The sequence below is a fragment of the Stenotrophomonas humi genome, from assembly GCF_001431415.1.
Lineage (GTDB): Bacteria > Pseudomonadota > Gammaproteobacteria > Xanthomonadales > Xanthomonadaceae > Stenotrophomonas > Stenotrophomonas humi.
In genome coordinates this window covers 127,346-144,629 of the sequence record NZ_LDJI01000021.1, presented here as the reverse complement: position 1 = coordinate 144,629, position 17,284 = coordinate 127,346, and the positions used below count along the sequence as shown (strand labels likewise).

General features: G+C 65.8%; 16 protein-coding genes. 10 read left to right on the top strand and 6 right to left on the bottom strand.

Translation table 11 applies throughout. The features are described from left to right. Window positions 1-51 precede the first annotated feature (51 nt). From hemF to ABB26_RS11920, 5 genes are all read right to left on the bottom strand, one after another. Window positions 52-954 carry an oxygen-dependent coproporphyrinogen oxidase gene (hemF, locus tag ABB26_RS11940; RefSeq protein ID WP_057634391.1) on the bottom strand — a complete coding sequence of 301 codons (903 nt, stop codon included), beginning with the start codon at window positions 952-954 and terminating at the stop codon, window positions 52-54. Between the two features lie 30 nt (window positions 955-984). Further along, a complete protein-coding gene (locus ABB26_RS11935; protein WP_161809048.1) occupies window positions 985-2,556 on the bottom strand; it encodes a hypothetical protein in 1,572 nt (523 codons plus the stop codon). Window positions 2,557-2,581: 25 nt separating this feature from the next. Next, on the bottom strand, window positions 2,582-3,160 hold the full coding sequence (locus tag ABB26_RS11930; RefSeq protein ID WP_152982657.1) for a hypothetical protein: 579 nt from the start codon (window positions 3,158-3,160) through the stop codon (window positions 2,582-2,584). Between the two features lie 40 nt (window positions 3,161-3,200). Continuing rightward, window positions 3,201-3,632 carry an NUDIX hydrolase gene (locus tag ABB26_RS11925; RefSeq protein ID WP_057634384.1) on the bottom strand — a complete coding sequence of 144 codons (432 nt, stop codon included), beginning with the start codon at window positions 3,630-3,632 and terminating at the stop codon, window positions 3,201-3,203. A gap of 122 nt (window positions 3,633-3,754) precedes the next feature. Then, window positions 3,755-6,121, bottom strand: a complete 2,367-nt coding sequence (locus ABB26_RS11920; protein ID WP_057634383.1) for a S9 family peptidase — start codon at window positions 6,119-6,121, stop codon at window positions 3,755-3,757. A gap of 264 nt (window positions 6,122-6,385) precedes the next feature. On the opposite strand from ABB26_RS11920, the gene ABB26_RS11915 reads away from it, so the two are divergent. From ABB26_RS11915 to ABB26_RS11905, 3 genes are all read left to right on the top strand, one after another. Next, window positions 6,386-7,777, top strand: coding sequence for a cytochrome ubiquinol oxidase subunit I (locus ABB26_RS11915; protein WP_057634381.1), 1,392 nt, complete (start codon window positions 6,386-6,388; stop codon window positions 7,775-7,777). Window position 7,778: 1 nt separating this feature from the next. Beyond that, the gene (gene cydB, locus ABB26_RS11910) at window positions 7,779-8,792 is read left to right on the top strand and encodes a cytochrome d ubiquinol oxidase subunit II (RefSeq protein WP_057634379.1); all 1,014 of its coding nucleotides are present in this window, start codon (window positions 7,779-7,781) and stop codon (window positions 8,790-8,792) included. 183 nt (window positions 8,793-8,975) lie between these two features. Continuing rightward, on the top strand, window positions 8,976-10,322 hold the full coding sequence (locus ABB26_RS11905; RefSeq protein WP_057634377.1) for an AMP-binding protein: 1,347 nt from the start codon (window positions 8,976-8,978) through the stop codon (window positions 10,320-10,322). A 77-nt stretch (window positions 10,323-10,399) separates the two neighbouring features. On the opposite strand, the gene ABB26_RS11900 is transcribed toward ABB26_RS11905, so the two are convergent. Beyond that, a complete protein-coding gene (locus ABB26_RS11900; protein ID WP_057634375.1) occupies window positions 10,400-11,410 on the bottom strand; it encodes a chorismate transformation FkbO/Hyg5 family protein in 1,011 nt (336 codons plus the stop codon). A gap of 201 nt (window positions 11,411-11,611) precedes the next feature. Between ABB26_RS11900 and ABB26_RS11895 the strand changes: the two genes are divergently transcribed. Genes ABB26_RS11895 through ABB26_RS11865 form a run of 7 tightly spaced genes read left to right on the top strand, consistent with a single transcriptional unit; the run spans window position 11,612 to window position 17,261 of the window. Beyond that, a complete protein-coding gene (locus ABB26_RS11895; protein WP_057634373.1) occupies window positions 11,612-11,881 on the top strand; it encodes a phosphopantetheine-binding protein in 270 nt (89 codons plus the stop codon). 5 nt (window positions 11,882-11,886) lie between these two features. After that, a complete protein-coding gene (locus ABB26_RS11890) occupies window positions 11,887-12,609 on the top strand; it encodes a DUF3159 domain-containing protein (RefSeq protein WP_057634371.1) in 723 nt (240 codons plus the stop codon). Between the two features lie 50 nt (window positions 12,610-12,659). Next, the gene (locus tag ABB26_RS11885; protein ID WP_057634369.1) at window positions 12,660-12,959 is read left to right on the top strand and encodes an ApeI family dehydratase; all 300 of its coding nucleotides are present in this window, start codon (window positions 12,660-12,662) and stop codon (window positions 12,957-12,959) included. Continuing rightward, the gene (locus ABB26_RS11880) at window positions 12,956-13,942 is read left to right on the top strand and encodes a lysophospholipid acyltransferase family protein (RefSeq protein WP_057634366.1); all 987 of its coding nucleotides are present in this window, start codon (window positions 12,956-12,958) and stop codon (window positions 13,940-13,942) included. Before ABB26_RS11885 ends, ABB26_RS11880 begins: the two co-directional genes overlap by 4 nt. Continuing rightward, complete coding sequence (locus ABB26_RS11875) at window positions 13,911-14,507, top strand: LolA-related protein (RefSeq protein WP_057634426.1); 597 nt, start codon at window positions 13,911-13,913, stop codon at window positions 14,505-14,507. The genes ABB26_RS11880 and ABB26_RS11875 overlap by 32 nt, the downstream gene beginning before the upstream one ends. Next, window positions 14,483-16,843, top strand: coding sequence for an MMPL family transporter (locus ABB26_RS11870; RefSeq protein WP_057634365.1), 2,361 nt, complete (start codon window positions 14,483-14,485; stop codon window positions 16,841-16,843). Before ABB26_RS11875 ends, ABB26_RS11870 begins: the two co-directional genes overlap by 25 nt. After that, entirely contained in the window at window positions 16,830-17,261 is a 432-nt protein-coding gene (locus tag ABB26_RS11865) for a hotdog family protein (RefSeq protein ID WP_057634363.1), read from the top strand. Before ABB26_RS11870 ends, ABB26_RS11865 begins: the two co-directional genes overlap by 14 nt. Window positions 17,262-17,284: the final 23 nt, after the last annotated feature.

Sequence of the window (17,284 nt, the reverse complement as noted above, 5' to 3'; positions counted from 1 at the left end):
TGCCGAGCCATGCTCGGCACTACGTTGGGATCTGATCCCGGCCGAGGGCGGTTATTCGCCCAACCAATCGCGCGGAACCAGATACGCGGCCAGGCGTGCTTCATCGCTGCCGGTTTCCGGCTGGAAACCGTACTCCCAACGCACGCGTGGCGGCAGGCTCATCAGGATGCTCTCGCTGCGGCCGCCGCTCTGCAGGCCGAACAGAGTGCCGCGGTCATACACCAGGTTGAATTCGACGTAGCGGCCGCGCCGGTACAGCTGGAATTCGCGTTCGCGCTCGCTATACGGCGTGTCCTTGCGACGCTCGACCAGCGGCAGGTAGGCATCGAGGAAACCATCGCCCACCGCGCGCAGGTAAGCGAAGTCGGCGTCGAAATCGCCATGCAGATCATCGAAGAACAAGCCACCGACGCCGCGGGTTTCGTTGCGGTGCTTGAGGAAGAAGTACTCATCGCACCAGCGCTTGTGTTCTGCATAACGGGTGTTGCCGAACGGTGCGCACAGATCGTGCGCCACACGGTGCCAGTGCTGCACGTCTTCGTCGAAGGGATAGAACGGGGTGAGATCGAAACCACCGCCGAACCAGGCGGCGACTTTTTCGCCATCACGCTCGGCCTGGAAGTAACGCACGTTGGCGTGGGTGGTGGGCAGATAGGGATTGCTTGGGTGGAACACCAGCGACACGCCGCAGGCACGCCACGAGGCACCGGCCAGCTCCGGGCGGTTGGCTGAGGCCGACGGCGGCAGACGGGTGCCGGCCACGTCGGAGAAGCCGATGCCGGCCTGCTCGAACACGCCACCGTCGCGCAGGATGCGGGTGCGGCCACCACCGCCCTCGGCACGTTGCCAGCGGTCTTCGATGAAATGGGCCTGGCCGTCGGCCTGCTCGATGGCGCCGCAGATGCGGTCCTGCAGGCCGGTTAGGTAGTCGCGTACGCGGTCGAATTCGTTCATGCGGGTACTCTAGCGCAGGCCTCGGTGGCCTTACTTGCGGAAGGATTTGGCGGGCGTCTTCAGCGGCGCGGTGTCGGTCGCGTCTTCGGCTTCGATTTCTTCGGCTGCCCGCTGCAGCTGCATGCCCAGGCCCAGCAACGCCCAGTTGCTGGTGGCATAGACATCGCAGGCCACATGCGTGCCCTTGCCGTCGCGGTTGCACAGGGCCAGCAACTTGCCGGGAAGGTCCTCGTCACCGGTGTTTTCGTAGACCGAGCGCAGGTTCTCGCAACCGGCCCGCACGCCGGCCTGGCACAGCTTCAGGTAGTACGGTGCGGCGGCCTGCCAATCGCCGGCCAGCGCCTTGCGGTGGCCCATGGCATTGCAGCCGGCGAGCTTGCCACTGTCACAGCAGGCCTGGGCATCGCTGCCGATGGGGCAATCCTGCGGCAGCGGCAGTTCCACGTAGACGGTAGGTGCGCTGCAGGTGGCAGCGCCACCGGTGCGCTGGTAGACGGCGTAGCGGTTCCATTGATCAACGCCCAGCAGGCCGCCATTGCGCAGTGGCTTCAGGACGAAATCACCGCCCTTGTCGTGGCGGATGTGGACGGCGCCGTTCTCCAGGCGGGCACGCAGCTCGCTGCCCATGCCCAACGAAACCAGGCCCTGGTCGCCGAAGGACAGTTCGCTCATCAAGCCCATGCTGGCCTGGTAGTCGCCGCAGGGCAGCGTGGTCGCCGTCACGGTGGCAAGCGCTGCCGCCGGCACTGCGGTGACCGCCTCGGCGCGGCGGCAGGTGTGCTCGTCACCACCGGCCTTGCAGGCCAGCTGCAGGGCTTGGCCGGCTGCTGCGTAGTGGCCGGCGTCCCAATGCACGTCCGCCACCTTGCCGCAGAAACCGGCATCGGGGTGGGCGCGGCACAGCTGCAGCAGTTCGTTCAGTGGTGCGTCGGCCAGGGGGGCGGCGGCGCCACCAGTCAGGCCGCCCAGCATGGCCTTGGCCATGGCGATGCCAAGGGCCTCGCGCGCGGCGATTTTGCAGGCGGCTTCATCGAACTGCGGTGAGGCCGGTTTGCAGACCTCCGGTTCCTCCAGATCCGGATCGAGCGTTGCCGGTTGCTGCGCACGGGCCTGGTCCTGGTAGGCGGTGATCAGTCGCTCGCAGGCGAACGGCAGGTCTTCGCGGCACCACTGCGTCAACTGCTGCACGGACGCGGTGCCGGCCGAGGTGATGCAGGTATCGATATCGGCGCGGCAACTGCCTGCGGCGGGCGCGGGTGTGGTCCTGCAGCTGGCGGGTGCGTCGAGCACGTAGTCGGCGAACTTGCTGCCAATGCGTTTGCCGTCGGCGCTGACGGTGTAGTCGTCACTGAAGCCGTTGGAAAGATCGGCGACGTGCAATACCTGCGCCTGCTGACGGATCTGGTAACGGACCGGCGGCTGGCCTTCGTACGTGCGTATTGCCTGGGTGGGGCTTTCGATCACCAAGCGCGCGGAACCATCGACCTCCTTGTAGCTGCCGCAGGCCAGTGGTGTTGCGGCCATCGCCGGCAGTGCGAGCAGTGGCAGCAGTGCGGCGAGCCCGCGTAGCAACAAACGGTGTTTTGAAACAGTACGGAGCATTGCAGATACCAGGGAGGTCGTGAATTCAGTGGAACAGGGCGCGCACATCGGGCCGCCGCAGCTTGATCACCAGCCAGCCATGCAACGCGGCGAAGGCAATGGCGGTGATGGCGCCGCTGAACAGCGACATCCACAACCCGCTGTCGAGCTGCGCGCGCATCTCCATGCCCTGTGCCGACTGCAGGAACTCAGCCGGGAACATGCTGCGCATGCTCTCGAACACGGAATGGATGAGCGGCAGGCCGGCGAAGTTGAGCAGTGCCACCAGCACCAGAAACACGATGAAGCCGAGCCGGCCCCATTCGCGCCGCTTGAACATGGCCCACGAGACGGCGAGGAATGCCACCGACACCACCAGCATCAACGCGGTGAGCGACAACGCATGTCGGCCGAACCACTGGAATGCCTCGGGTAGCGACAAGCCCTGATCCTGCATGGCGCCAAGCATGTCGAGGCGCCCCAGTGCGAGGACCAGAACAAGTTGGATCAGGCTCCACAGGATGGCCAACGCCGCCATCACCATCGACAGTTTGGCGGTGACATCGACAAAGGTTTCCGCCGATGAGCGTTTTGTGTTTACGGGGGGAAGTTCAGGTGCTTTCACGGTGAGGGCGCTGCGACGAGTGCGCGCACTATCGCCGGATTTACTCCGCTTTCCCAGCCTTGACCAGCGCCGCATGTGCTGCCGGCAGTGTATGCCGCGCGCTGAGCGGGGCCAGTTTCACGCCGTGCGGCGGCTGCAGTGCAATCCACGCCAGCTCGGCGATCTCGGCCTGCACGCGTGCGGTGCCGCTGACCTGCACCAGAAAGGACTCGCCCTGCACGCGGCGGCCGGGTTCGTTGACGGCGGCATCCTCGAAGATGCCCAGCGGTACCGCACTGGTTGGGTCCATCACGATGCCAAGTTCTTCGTGCAGTTCGCGCGCCAGCGTCTGCAGCGCGGCTTCGCCGGGCTCGCGCTTGCCGCCGGGTTGGATGAAGGTGTCCGAGCCGTGCTTGCGCACCACCAGTACGCGCTGCTGTGCATCAAGGATGACGGCGGTGACGATGCGGATGGGGGAGTTTGTAGTGGGCATGGGGCACTTGGAGCGATGTGGATTTCTGGATTGAGAGCAACCGCAGCGGCACCGCTACCGTCCGCGTCTTGCTACAGGAACAGGAAAGGCGCCTCGCGGCGCCCTTCCTGTTTGCTTCGTACTTACTTCAGTTCCTGCTCGAACAACTTCAGGATGCGCTTGTACTGGTCCAGCCAGGAATCGGCGCGGGTGTAGCCGTGGCGCTCCAGCGGGTACGGTGCGATCGACCAGTTGTCCTTGTGCAGTTCGATCAGCTTCTGGCTCATGTTGACCGAGTCCTGGAAGAACACGTTGTCATCCATCATGCCGTGCGCGATCAGCAGGCTGTCCTGCAGGCCTTCGGCGTACTCGATCGGCGAGGACACGCGGTAGGCCTCCGGATCGATGTCCGGGGTGTTGAGGATGTTGGCGGTGTAGGCGTGGTTGTACTGGTGCCAGTCACCGACCGGGCGCAGCGCGGCGCCGGCCTTGAACGTGCCCGGCGAACGGAACAGCGCCATGTAGGTCATGAAACCGCCGTAGGAGCCACCGTAGATGCCGGCGCGCGCGCGGTCACCCTGCTTGGTGGTGACCAGCCAGTCCAGGCCGTCCTTGTAGTCCTCCAGCTCCGGGTGGCCCATGTTGCGGTAGATGGCCGTGCGCCAGCCGCGGCCGTAGCCGGCGCTGCCGCGGTAGTCCATGTCCAGCACGATGTAACCCTTCTCGACCAGCAGGTTGTGGAACATCTGCTCGCGGAAGTAGTTGGAGTAACGCGCATGCACGTTCTGCAGGTAGCCGGCGCCGTGCACGAACATGGCGATCGGGTACTGCTTGCCTGGTTCCAGCGTTTCCGGCCCGTAGTACTTGGCCCACACCGGCGTGGCACCGTGCTGCGAAGGCACCTGCACCATCTGCGGCTGCACCCATTGGCGCGCCTTGAACGCAGCGCTGCGGGTATCGGTGAGCTTGCGTGCTTCGCCGCCGCTGACCGGCAGCACCGCGACCTGCGCGGGCAGGTATGGGGCCGAGTAACGCACCAGCAGCTGCTGGCCATCCGGCGACAGGCTGAAGTCTTCCACGCCGTCGAGCGCGGTCACTTCACGCACGGCGCCGCCGTTGGCATCGACGTTGCAGACTTCGTAGTCGCCCGGCCACTTCTGGTTGCACAGGAAGTAGAAGCTGCGGCCATCGGCGCTGACTTCCGGCGATGAGGTTTCCCAGTTGCCCGAGGTCAGTGCCTTGGGCTTGCCGCTGCCGCTTTGCGTGTACAGGTGCGAGTAGCCTGATTCCTCGGACAGCAGCCACAGCGTGCGGCCATCGGGCAGCCAGCCGAAATCGTTGAAGCTCCAGTTGATCCAGCCGCCGTCGGTGAGGCGGTGGCGGGTTTCCAGCTTGGCCGTGGTGGCATTGGTGGTGGCGATCCAGCGGTCCTTGTTGTCGTTGGCGCGCAGCATGATCGCCGCCTGGCTGCCATCGGCGTTCCAGCGGATGCCACCGCCCATGAACTCGCTCATCACTTCCAGCGGACGGTTGCCCTTGAGCGCATCCTTGCCGGCCTTGCGGCGCAGCTCGGCCAGCGGGTCGGTGGTGATGCCGGGCAGGGTATCCAGCGACAGCGACTCGACCTTGCCGGTCACGGCATCGGCCAGCCAGAACGCATGCGGCTCGGGATTGTTGCGGCCCACGCGGGTGCGGGTGTCCTCGGCTTCTTCGTAACCGGATTCGGTGACGTACAGCGGCATCTTGCCACCGCGGCCTTCTTCATAGCCCTTGGGCTTGGTCACCACCACCAGGTGGCGTGCGTCAGGGGAGAGCACGCTGTCGACAATCTCGACATCGGCGCCGAGGAAGATCGGTGCCGGTGCGCGGGTCGGGTCGGCCTGGCGCCAGCGTTCGCCCTGGTCACGCAGTTCGTCGCGCTGGGCGCGGTCGTTGCGCAGGGTGGCGAGGGTGCGCATCTGCTGGTCACGCAGCACGTCGGCCTTGGGCGCGTCGGCCGGGTTCTTGTCGGCCTTGAGCTGGGCGACCTGGCTGGTGATGCCGCTGCGCGCATTCCAGTGGAACCAGTTGTTGCCCACCTCCCAGATCACACCACCATCGGTGGCGAAGTTCACGCCGCTGGCGCGCTCGTTGCTGCGGGTGAGCTGGGTGAGTGCGCCGCTGCGCAGGTCGCGCACGAACACGTCGCCATTGCGCACGAAGGCCATGCGCTGACGGCTGCTGTCATAGACGCGGCTGGCCGAATCCAGCGTACCGCGCTGGTCATCAGCGACCTGCTGGGCCACGCCCCCGGCAACCGGCATGCGGAAGCTGTCGCGCACCGCGCTGCCCTGGCGCTTGAGCGTGTATTCCACCTGCTGGCCATTCCACGACCACCACGCCGACTCGACCGGCGGCCCGATCCAATCCGGGTCGGCCATTGCCTGTTCGATGGTGATCGGTGTGGGCGCGGCATGGGCGCTGCCGAAAGCGGTCAACAACAGCAGGGACAGGGGCAGGTATCTGGGCATTGCGGGCACCGGTGAAGAGAACCGCACAAGCCTAGCAGCCCGGCCTTTGCCGGGGCTGGGCCACAGGTCATGGGCGCCGGGATCGGCAGGTGAGCTGCCGGAATCGGCAATGTTCGGTGCTTTGCCACTCCGCTGCGTTTCGCGCAAGGGAGGACACCAAGCGGTGCTGCGACCTTTTGCCGCACTGCGACATCCGGTCACATCCGGTCTTCACGAATACCGGACCAGAATGGACCCGTTTCCAGATCGTGCAGTGAGGCAGGCGTGGACGCGCTTTTGTTGTCACGGATCCAGTTCGGGTTCGTCGTGAGTTTCCATGTGCTGTTTCCGGCCTTCACCATCGGCACGGCCAGCTGGCTGGCCTTTGTGGAATGGCGCTGGCTGCGTACCCGCAACACGGTGTGGCGCGAGCTGTTTTTCTTCTGGCAGAAGATCTTCGCCGTGTCCTTCGGCATGGGCGTGGTCAGCGGCATCGTCATGGCCTTCCAGTTCGGTACCAACTGGCCGCGTCTGAGCGAAGTGGCCGGTACCGTGATCGGGCCGTTGCTCACCTACGAAGTCCTCACCGCGTTCTTCCTGGAGGCCAGTTTCCTCGGCGTGATGCTGTTCGGCTGGGGCCGGGTGTCGCCGCGCCTGCATTTCTTCTCCACCTGCATGGTGGCACTGGGCACGCTGTTCTCCACGTTCTGGATCCTGGCATCCAACAGCTGGTTGCACACGCCGGCCGGCTACACGCTGGTCGATGGCATCGTGCATCCGCAGGACTGGTGGCAGGTGGTGTTCAACCCCTCGTTCCCGTATCGCCTGGCGCATATGGCGTTGGGTTCGTTCATCACCACGTGTTTCGTGATCGGCGGCGTCGGTGCGTGGTACCTGCGCCGCGGCGTGCATGTGGAGGCCGGCCGCAAGATGCTGGTCGCGGCGGTGGCATTCGCGGCGTTGACGGTGCCGGTGCAGGTGTTTGTCGGTGACATGCATGGCCTGAACACGCTCAAGCACCAGCCGATGAAGATCGCGGCGATGGAGGCGCATTGGCATGAAGGCGAGGCCGGCGCGGGCGTGCCGCTGGTGGTGTTCGCCGTGCCCAACGAAAAAGAAGAACGCAACGACTACGAGGTGGCCATTCCCAAGCTGGGCAGCCTGATCCTGACCCACACCATGGACGGCAGCTTCGCACCGTTGACCTCGGTGCCGGCCAGCGAACGGCCGCCCGTGGTGCCGGTGTTCTACGCGTTCCGGATCATGGTGGGGCTGGGCACGTTGATGCTGATCCTGGCCTGGATATCGGCGCTGCAGTTGTGGCGTGGGCGTCTGTTGCAGTCGAAGTGGTTGCTGCGCGGCTGGAACTGGATGTTGCCCAGCGGCTTCATCGCGCTGGTGGCCGGTTGGTTCGTCACCGAGATGGGGCGCCAGCCATGGGTGGTCTACGGGCTGCTGCGCACCGCCGATGCGGTCGGGCCGCACAGTGCCTGGATGACGGCGTTGTCATTGACGGTCTACGTGATCGGCTACGTGTTCGTGTTCGGCTGGGGCATCTGGTACCTGGTCAAGATCATGCGTACCGGGCCGGGATCGCACGATCACGTGCATGACGATGGCATGCATACACCGGCGCGGCCGCTGTCCGGGGCCGATGAACCGCTGGAGGGTCGTTGATATGGACATGACAACCGCGTTGACGGTGGCATGGTTCGCCGTGATTGGTTTCGGCGTGCTGATGTACGTGGTGCTGGACGGCTTCGTGCTCGGCATCGGGATCCTGGCGCCGTTCGCCGAGGATGAGCAGCAGCTGGACGTGATGATGAACACCGCCGCGCCGATCTGGGACGGCAATGAAACCTGGCTGGTGCTGGGCGGCGCCGGGTTGATGACGGCGTTTCCCAAGGCCTATGCGGCGCTGTTGTCGGCGCTGTACCTGCCGGTGCTGCTGCTGGTGATGGCGCTGGTGTTCCGTGGCGTGGCGTTCGAGTTCCGTTTCAAGGCGCATCGCTCGCGTCGCCTGTGGAGCGTGTCGTTCGCACTGGGTTCGTTGCTGGCCGCTTTCGCGCAGGGCGTGATTCTTGGCGCGCTGGTGGAAGGGTTGAAGATGCAGGACGGGCATTACGTCGGTGGCGCGTTTGGCTGGTTCAGCCCGTTCTCGATGCTGACCGGCGTGGCGGTGGTGACCGGTTATGCGCTGCTGGGCAGCACCTGGCTGATCCTCAAGACCGAAGGCCGCGACCAGGTGTTGGCGCGTTCGCTGACGCGGCCGCTGATGGTGGCGGTGATCGTGTTCATGGGCCTGGTCAGTACCTGGCTGCCATTCCTGCAGTCGCGGGTGATGGAGCGCTGGTTCAGCGACGGCAATTTCTGGTGGCTGTCGCCGGTGCCGCTGCTCACGCTAGCGGTGGCCGTGGCGCTTTGGCGCAGCGCGATGCATCCGCGGCGCGACCTGCCGCCGTTCCTGCTGACCCTGGCCCTGTTCGTGCTGGGCTTCATCGGCCTGCTGCTGGGCATGTGGCCGTACCTGCTGCCGCCCTCGATGACGTTGTGGCAGGCCGCCGCGCCGGCCTCGTCGCTGGGGTTCAGCATGGTCGGGCTGGTGCTGTTGCTGCCGGTGATCCTGGGCTACACGGTGTGGTCGTACCGCGTGTTCCGCGGCAAGGTCACCGCGGATATGGGGTATCACTGAGCCTGCTTTGGGCGGATGCCGCTCTTCCAGGTGATTGCAGCGGGCTTCCCGCAGCGGCGGGAGGTGGATTCCGGGCTGCGGCGCAGCCCGCCCGGCTTGTCAGCGGGTCCTCGGGACTACAATCTGGCCGCATGCCGGTGCCGCGCGTGCCGGGATCGTCCCTCCAGAGGTTGTTGTAGTCGCATGCAGGTTGCTTCCGAAGTATCGCCAGTGTCACCCCGCCATCCGCTTGCCATCGGTGACAGCAGGCGCCTGCTCGCCATCGTTGCGGGACAGGGGATCGAGCTGGGGACATTCTTTGCGCACGTCCGTGGTGTGGCGGCGCAGCTTCCCGCCGGCCTGCATGCGATCAATCTGTGCGAGGACCGCTACCGGTTCATGGTTGCATTCTGTGCCGTGGCCTTGCGGGGACAGGTGAACCTGCTACCGCCCTCGCGCGCGCCTGCGGTCGTGTTGGATGTGCAGCAGCGCTATCGGCAGACGTACTGCCTTGGAGATGCGCTGCTGGACGCGTTGCCGGAAGGGGGTTTCCTGCTGCCGCCGGAGTTGCCCTGCCTGGCAGGAGAGGTGCCGCAACTGGCCGATGAACAACTGGTGGCCATTGGTTTCACCTCGGGCAGTACCGGTGTGCCCAGCGCCAACCCCAAGACCTGGGGCTCGTTCCTGACCAGTACGGCGCAGAACCTGCGGGCACTGAGGGATCTGTGGGCAGATGAGCCACCATCGCTGGTAGCCACCGTGCCGCCACAGCACATGTATGGCATGGAGATGTCGGTGCTGCTGCCGTTGTTGGCACCGGCCACGTTGCAGGCGGGCAAGCCCTTCTTTCCGCAGGATGTCGCCCAGGCATTGGCTGAAGTCGCCGCGCCGCGGCTGCTGATCACCACCCCGGTGCACCTGAAAGTGCTGGTGGAGTCGGGAGTCGAACTGCCACCACTGGCGGCCATCGTCACCGCCACGGCGCCGTTGTCGCAGGCACTGGCAGCCGATGCCGAGCGGCGTTTCCGCACCGAGGTGCGGGAGATGTTCGGCTCCACTGAAACCTGTATTTTCGCGCGCCGACGTACCGCGCTCGAGCAGGCCTGGAGTCTGTTGCCGGGGGTACGGCTGGTGCCGCAACCGGAGGGCACGCGGGTGCATGCACCGCATCTGGCGGAACCGGTGATGCTGGCCGATCTTGTCGAACTGCTACCGGATAACCGCTTCCTGCTGCGTGGACGGCGCGCGGACCTGCTGGAAATCGCCGGGAAACGTGCATCGCTGGGTGACCTGACCCGCAAGCTGCAGGCGGTGGACGGAGTGGTCGATGCGGTGGTGGTGCAGCTTGAGCCCGAGCCGGGGCACGCCGTGGGCCGTATCGCGGCATTGGTGGTCGCCCCGCACCGCGACGAGGCGGACATCCTGCGCGATCTGCGCATGCGGGTGGATCCGGTATTCCTGCCGCGCCCGTTGCGCAAGGTCGCGGTGCTGCCGCGCAACGAGACCGGAAAATTGCCCCGCGATGCAGTGCTGGCCCTGCTGCGACAGTGAGTTCGCCGGTAAAACTTCCGCAGGAATGCTGAAGAACCCCGGAGCCATCAACGCTTCCGGGATTCCCGTGTGTCGATTCAGGCGCCGTGGACGCCGTCGATCTCCACCCGCAGATCGTGCCTGCATACCGTCGCATGCAGCACGATGTAGGGCACATCCGCAGGCAGGTGCGTGGCCAGTGCCTGGCGCACCGCTGCTATTTCCGCGGCGTCGTCCACGTAGACCTTCAAGCGGCTGCCGGCACCGAAGTGTGGCGGCAAGGCGGGCGAGTGCACGCGTGCGGCGTTGATCAGTGCCTCGAAATTGGCGAACGTTTCCTGCAGCTGCCGGTGTGTGGAATCGCCATGCAGGGTGGCATGACCGACCACGCTGGCCGTGCCCGAAAGCAGCAGCGGCAACGTGCTGCCGGGAGCGCCGAGCATCGCACGGGCGAAACTGGGTGATTGCGGGCCGTATTGGCGCGGGTAACGGTAGGCGCTGACCTGCCTTGGGTTTTCAAGCGGCATTCCCGGCGTGCGCGCTGCCAGCCAATAGATCTGCAGCACCCGCACACCATCGACGCGGCCGATGGCGGTGGCCGCAGGCAGGGTGCCGGTATTGATGGTGCCCATGCCCCGCGCCCGCCCCACGCAGAATCGGCGGTAGCGCTCATCGTCGCCTTCGCCCTCGGTGATCGCATCCATGTAGTTCCAGATGCGCAGCAGATGCGGGTATCCATGTGCTGCAGGCGCGGTCAGCACCTGTGCGTAGGCGTGCTCGGATGCGCCGATGATGTCGCCATGGCTGGCTTCGTCCACCTGCAGCGCACCGAACATCAGGGCGCCGTCGCTGGCCCAAGCCACGCCATTGGCATCGCGGCCGGTGCTGACCGGATAGCGGCTGCGCCAGACTTCCAGCATGGGCGTGCCATCGGCCTGCAGGCCAACCTGCAGATAGCGTGGATCATCGGTAGGCGGGGCGCCGTTGCCCGCCTGGAAACCGAATATCGCCAGGACATGATCGTCGGCCAGCAGCGCCGGCAGATGCACCGGAGCGACATAGTCCACGCTCAGTGTCGCCGGCGCCGCGTTGGCAGCCTGTGCGTTCATTGCACGCCCCTGTCGCCGTCGTTACGGAAATGCTGAAAGCGCAGCGGGGAATGCGGGCGGGAATGGGGCGTGAACGTCATTGCGTGGCGTATTGGTATTGCTGAAGGTGCCAATGATACCGCGCGGGCCGGGGGCGTCATGGTTGCGCTGCGGGCAGTGATGCCGGATCGTTGCGGCTTTCTTTGCCCCGTGGATGTGTAAATGTCGCAACAAACCGATGCCGAGCGCGAACTGGCCGAGCTGCTGGTGGAAAGTCTGAACCTGGAAGACGTTGAGCCGGCGCAGATCGATCCGGAAGCGGCGCTGTTCAACGAAGGCCTCGGCCTGGACTCGATCGATGCATTGGAGCTGGCGCTGGCCATCAGCAAGCGTTATGGCTTCCAGCTGCGTTCGGACAATGACGACAATCGGCGCATCTTCGCCTCGCTGCGCGCACTGTCGGCGCATATCCAGGCCAACAAGACAGCCTGAACGGAATGACGACTACCGGTCACGCGCCCGGCCATGGGCCGGTGGCCTTGGCGCTGCGAGTGCTCCTGTTGCTGGCCTACCCGGTGCTGTCGCACCTGGCCAGTCTGCGTGACGAAGGCAGGTGGGCCGCCCTGGCGCTGGCCGGGCTGGCGGTGTTGTGCCTGCTCGAACCTTTGGCGCGGCGACGCCTTTGGGCCTGGGCGGTGCTGGTGGCCGCGTCGCTGCTGCTGTTCTGGCTGGGTGGTTCACACTGGGCCTGGATGCTGTTGCTGGCACCACCGGTGGTGTTTCCCCTGCTGGTGGCCTGGGGTTTTGCCCGCTCGTTGCTGCACGGGCAGGTCCCGCTGATCACCCGCATCGTGCAGGCGTTGTATGCGCGTGCCGACATGCCGCTGACACCGGCGCTGCACCGCTATACCCGGCGGTTGACCGGCGCCTGGGCGGGCGTGCTGAGCTTGTTGGCCGCGATCAATCTGGGGCTGGCAATGAGCGCGGTGCCGGATGGCCTGCTGGCGGCGTTTGGAATGCAGCCGTGGTGGCCGGTAACCCATGAGCAGTGGTCGTGGTGCGCCAATGTCGCCGATTGGGGCTTGATCGGTGGCTTCTTCGCCCTCGAATATGCGGTGCGTTCACAGTTGTTCCCACAGCGGCCTTACCGCAACGCACTGGATTTCATGCGCCAGATGGGGCGGCTGGGCCCGGCATTCTGGCGTGACCTGTTGCGCTGAGCCGCGGGGCTGCCGCTATCCTGTCCGGCCCAACCCCGCCGGTGAACGCCATGCTGTTCTCCATTCCCGATGACCATGCGTGCCTGCCCGGACACTTTCCGGGGCGACCGCTGGTGCCGGGCGTGGTGCTGTTGGAGCAGGTGCTGCGTGCCATACAGGCCGAGTACGGCATCGCCGCAGGCAGGCTGCGGTTGCCGCAGGTGAAGTTCATGGCGCCGCTGCTGCCTGGCCAGACCGCAAGCGTGGAGCTGGAAGGCCAAGCGCCGCGCTGGAAGTTCCGTGTGCTGCGCGATGCGGAACTGCTGGTGCGGGGTGAGCTGGTGCTGGAAATGGATGACGCCCCTGCATGAATGACGCCGACTGGAAGCGACGCCCCGAAGGTGGTGGACGCTTTGCCATTCGCCTGATTGCCGGCATCGCGCGCCATGGCGGGCGCGGCATCGCGCGGCTCTGTCTGTATCCGATCACCGCCTACTTCCTCTGTATACGGGGCAGCGAAAGGCGCGCCTCGCGTGACTACCTGCGCCGGGTTCTGGGGCGCAGGGTGGGGGTGCTGGACGTCGCCCGGCATATGCATACATTCGCCGCCACCATCCTTGACCGGGTATTCCTGCTGGCGGGAAGGATGCACCTGTTCGATATCCAGCCGCGTGGCACCGGGCAACTGCTGACGTGGCTGGACCAGGGCCGTGGTGTGCTGCTGTTCGGCTCGCACCTGGGGAGTTTCGATGCGCTGCGTGCGTTGGCCCGGCAGCGTCCGGGCCTGAAGCTACGGGTGCTGCTGGACCGTTCGCACAACGCCGCCATCACCGAGTTGCTGGCTGAACTGGATCCCGGCCTGGCCGCCGGCATCATCGATGCGGGACAGGATGGCCCTTCGATCGTGTTGGCGATCCAGCAGGCACTGGAAGAGGGCGCGATGGTGGCACTGCTGGTGGATCGCATGCGCCCAGGTGACGTGTCCATGACTGCTCCACTGCTTGGTGCCGAGGTACCGTTTCCGACCGCGCCGTGGTTGCTCGCGGGCGTACTGAAAGCACCGGTGATGCTGGCCTTCGGCTTGTACCGGGGACGCAACCGTTACGACCTGCTGTTCGAACCGTTCGAGGCGACGGTGGACATTCCACGGGCGCGTCGGGCGGAGGTGCTGTCCGCGCTTATCCATCGTTATGCCGGCAGGCTGGAACATCACCTGCGCAGCGCCCCCTACAACTGGTTCAATTTCTATGATTTCTGGCATTCCGAAGACCCTGGGTTCGTACCTCCAACCGCTGTGCGCGGCGCTGATCGTGATCGGCAGCATGGCAAGCCCGGTGATGGCCAGCGGCGTTGATGCGGAATGGATCCTGCGCCAGCTGGCGCAGCCTGTGCCCAGCCAGACCGGCTTCGTCGAGCTGCGCGGTTCGGCGCTGCTGAAGGAACCGCTGCGGGTGGAAGGCCAGTACCGGCGTCCCGATGCCGGCACCCTGGTGCGTGAGGTGCGCGCCCCGTATGCCGAAACCACCACCATTGCGGAGGGGCAGGTCAGCATCGCCCGCGCCGGCAAGCCGCCGCGTGTGTTTTCGCTGCAGCGGGTGCCCGAATTGGCGGATCTGCAGACGAGCTTCGGCGCTTTGCTGGCCGGTGATCTGGCCGCGCTGGAGCAGGCTTATCGGTTGCAGCCCTCCGGCGATGCCCGGCACTGGCAGCTGTCGCTGATACCCAAGGCGGATGCATTGGCGCGCCGGATACGTGGGGTAACGCTGCATGGTCAGGGCCGCGAACTGCGCTGCATCGAGACGCTGCCGGCCAAAGGCGATGTGCAGCGCACCTTGCTGGGTAGTGCGGCCGCTGCGGCCGGCGCGGTCCGCCAGGCCGACGCATTGCTGGCGCTGTGCCGTGCGGGTGGCTCGCGTTGAAGCTCTCTTCCGGCCGGCGGATAGGCCTGGCAATCGGCTGGTTGCTGTTGCTCGGCCTGCTGACCGCATGGCTCAGTGCGCGCATGCAGGTCAGCGGGGATCTGCGCAAATTCATGCCCGATGCGCGTACTCCAGCGCAGAAACTGTTGCTGGACGAATTGGGTGAAGGCCCAGGGGCACGCTTGCTGCTGATCGCGCTGTCCGGTGCCGCGCCCGAACAATTGGCCGTGCAATCGCACGGTTTGCGCGAGGCACTGGCAGCGGATGCGCAGTTCGAGCTGGTGGCCAATGGCGAGCAGGCCGGGCTGGAAGCATTTCCGGAACGTCTGCTGCCGTATCGCTACCTGATAGATGCGCTGCCGGACGACGCGTTCTCCAGTGCCACGTTGCGCGAAGAACTGCAGGCGCGCGTGCAGGATCTCGGTTCCCCGGCAGGGGGATTGATCGAGCCATTGCTGGCATCGGACCCCACTTTGCAGGTGCTGCGCGTGGCCGAATCACTGCAGCCGGCCAGCGCACCGCAGCGCATCGACGATGTCTGGTTCGACAGCACCGGCAAACAGGCATTGCTGCTGGTGCAGACGCGCGCGGCGGGGTTTGACCCCGGGGCACAGCAGCAGGCGGTGGATGCGATCCACGGCGGCTTTGATGCATTGAGCGGCGAAAGTGGCAGTCGCATCGAGCTGAGCGGGCCGGGTGCGTTCTCGGTGAAGATCGGCAACCGCACCGCCAGCGAGGCCAGCACCATCGGCATGCTCGATACCCTCGGCATGATCCTGCTGCTGTGGTTTGCCTACCGCAGCTGGAAGATGCCGATTCTCGGCTTTCTACCGTTGGCCAGTGCCGGGTTGGCGGGCCTGACGGCGGTGGTCATCGGCTTTGACGGCGTGCATGGCATCACCATCGCCTTCGGCTTCACGCTGATCGGCGTGGTGCAGGACTATCCGATCCACTTCTTCAGCCATGAACGTCCCGGCCGGTCTCCGTGGGACAACGTACGCGCGCTGTGGCCGACACTGGGTACCGGCGTGATCGCCACCTGCATCGCCTATCTCACCTTTTTGTTCTCGGGGGTGGAAGGGCTCAAGCAGCTGTCGGTGTTCACCATCACCGCACTGGCGACCGCGGCACTGGCGACGCGTTATCTGTTGCCTGCCCTGGTGGACCCGGCGACGCGTGACCTCGCGGACTCGTCGCGGTTGGCGTGGTTGTGGCGCCACACGCAGCGGTTGCCCCGGCCGCGCGGATCGTTGCTGGTGCTGGCGATCGTCGCGTTGGCGGTGTTGCTCTGGGCACCCGGTCCGTTCTGGCAGAACGACCTGAGCCGGCTGACGCCGGTCGATCCGCAGGATCTGATGCGTGATGCGGAGTTGCGCGGTGAGCTGGGGGCGCCGGATGTGCGGTATGTCATCAGCATGCAGGGCACGGATGCGCAGGCGGTGCTGGCGGCGAGCGAGCGGCTGCGTCCGGCGCTGGATACGCTGGTGGCAAGTGGTGCGCTGGAGCGCTACGACATGGCCGCACGCTACCTTCCCAGCGCCGGGCTGCAGCGCAAGCGGCAACAGCAGCTGCCGGACGAATCCACGCTGCGCGCCACCGTTGCCGATGCCGTCGCCGATACACCGTTCCGCAGCGATGCATTCGAGCCATTCATCGCGGATGTCGCACGGGCACGCACCGCACCTGTGCTGCAGCCGGAAGACCTGCAGGGCACGCCACTGGCCACGGCCGTGGAAGGCTTGCTGCTGCAGGGGAAGGATCACAGCACCGCGGTGGTATCCCTCAGTGGCCTGCGCGACGTAGCCGCCGTGGCCGCCACTGCCCGCACGCACGGTGCGGAACTGTTGGATTTGAAGCACGCCTCCGAATCCCTGGTGGCGGACTACCGGGGACGGGTGTTGTCGGCGCTGCTGGTGGCAGTGCTGCTGCTCTCGCTCACGGTCTGGGCGACATTGCGCTCGCCGCGCCGGGTCGCGCGGGTGCTGCTGCCGATGGCGCTGACCACCTTGCTGGTGCTGGCGGTGCTGCGTGGTGCGGGTGTGGAGTTGAACCTGTTCCATCTGATCGGTTTGATACTCGCGGCCGGTCTGGGCCTGGACTACGGTCTGTTCTTTGAACATGCCGGCGACAGCCAGGCCGATCAGCTGCGCACCCTGCACGGTCTGCTGGTCTGCAGCGTGATGACATTGCTGGTCTTCAGCCTGCTGGGGTTGTCGTCGATTCCGGTGTTGCGTGCGATCGGCAGTACCGTGGCGCTGGGCGTGGTCTGCAATTTCGTGCTGGCCCTGCTGATTTCGCGGCATCCCATGCGGGAGGCAGGCGATGCTCGGGCGTGAGGAGATCCTGCAACTGGTGCCGCATCAGGGCAGCATGTGCCTGTGGGATGAAGTGTTGGCGTGGTCGGATACCGACATTGCGCTGCGTGCGTTCAACCACCGTGACCCTGCGCATCCGTTGCGCTGCGATGGGCAACTGCGTGCGATCCACCTGTGCGAGTACGGTGCGCAGGCGATGGCCGTGCATGGTGGCCTGCGTGGGCGGCAACGTGGTGCGGCGGTCGTGCCCGGGGTGCTGGTGGCGTTGCGGGACGTGCAGCTGCATGTCGCGCGCTTCGATGATATGAGCGGGCCGCTGGAGGCCAGTGCGCAGGTGCTGGCAGAGGCGCAGACCAGCCAGCAATATGCCTTCCGCATCCAGTGTGATGGCCGTTTGCTGGCCGAAGGCCGTGCCGCGGTGATGCTGCGGCTGCCTTGAGCGCCAACGTGTTTTGCAAGGAC

Bases quoted from the DNA above. Each gene is read 5' to 3' on its own strand.
- hemF (WP_057634391.1), bottom strand. From the start codon at position 954: ATGAACGAATTCGACCGCGTACGCGACTACCTAACCGGCCTGCAGGAC.
- ABB26_RS11935 (WP_161809048.1), bottom strand. From the start codon at position 2,556: ATGCTCCGTACTGTTTCAAAACACCGTTTGTTGCTACGCGGGCTCGCC.
- ABB26_RS11925 (WP_057634384.1), bottom strand. From the start codon at position 3,632: ATGCCCACTACAAACTCCCCCATCCGCATCGTCACCGCCGTCATCCTT.
- ABB26_RS11920 (WP_057634383.1), bottom strand. From the start codon at position 6,121: ATGCCCAGATACCTGCCCCTGTCCCTGCTGTTGTTGACCGCTTTCGGC.
- cydB (WP_057634379.1), top strand. From the start codon at position 7,779: ATGGACATGACAACCGCGTTGACGGTGGCATGGTTCGCCGTGATTGGT.
- ABB26_RS11905 (WP_057634377.1), top strand. From the start codon at position 8,976: ATGCAGGTTGCTTCCGAAGTATCGCCAGTGTCACCCCGCCATCCGCTT.
- ABB26_RS11900 (WP_057634375.1), bottom strand. From the start codon at position 11,410: ATGAACGCACAGGCTGCCAACGCGGCGCCGGCGACACTGAGCGTGGAC.
- ABB26_RS11895 (WP_057634373.1), top strand. From the start codon at position 11,612: ATGTCGCAACAAACCGATGCCGAGCGCGAACTGGCCGAGCTGCTGGTG.
- ABB26_RS11890 (WP_057634371.1), top strand. From the start codon at position 11,887: ATGACGACTACCGGTCACGCGCCCGGCCATGGGCCGGTGGCCTTGGCG.
- ABB26_RS11885 (WP_057634369.1), top strand. From the start codon at position 12,660: ATGCTGTTCTCCATTCCCGATGACCATGCGTGCCTGCCCGGACACTTT.
- ABB26_RS11880 (WP_057634366.1), top strand. From the start codon at position 12,956: ATGAATGACGCCGACTGGAAGCGACGCCCCGAAGGTGGTGGACGCTTT.
- ABB26_RS11875 (WP_057634426.1), top strand. From the start codon at position 13,911: ATGGCAAGCCCGGTGATGGCCAGCGGCGTTGATGCGGAATGGATCCTG.
- ABB26_RS11865 (WP_057634363.1), top strand. From the start codon at position 16,830: ATGCTCGGGCGTGAGGAGATCCTGCAACTGGTGCCGCATCAGGGCAGC.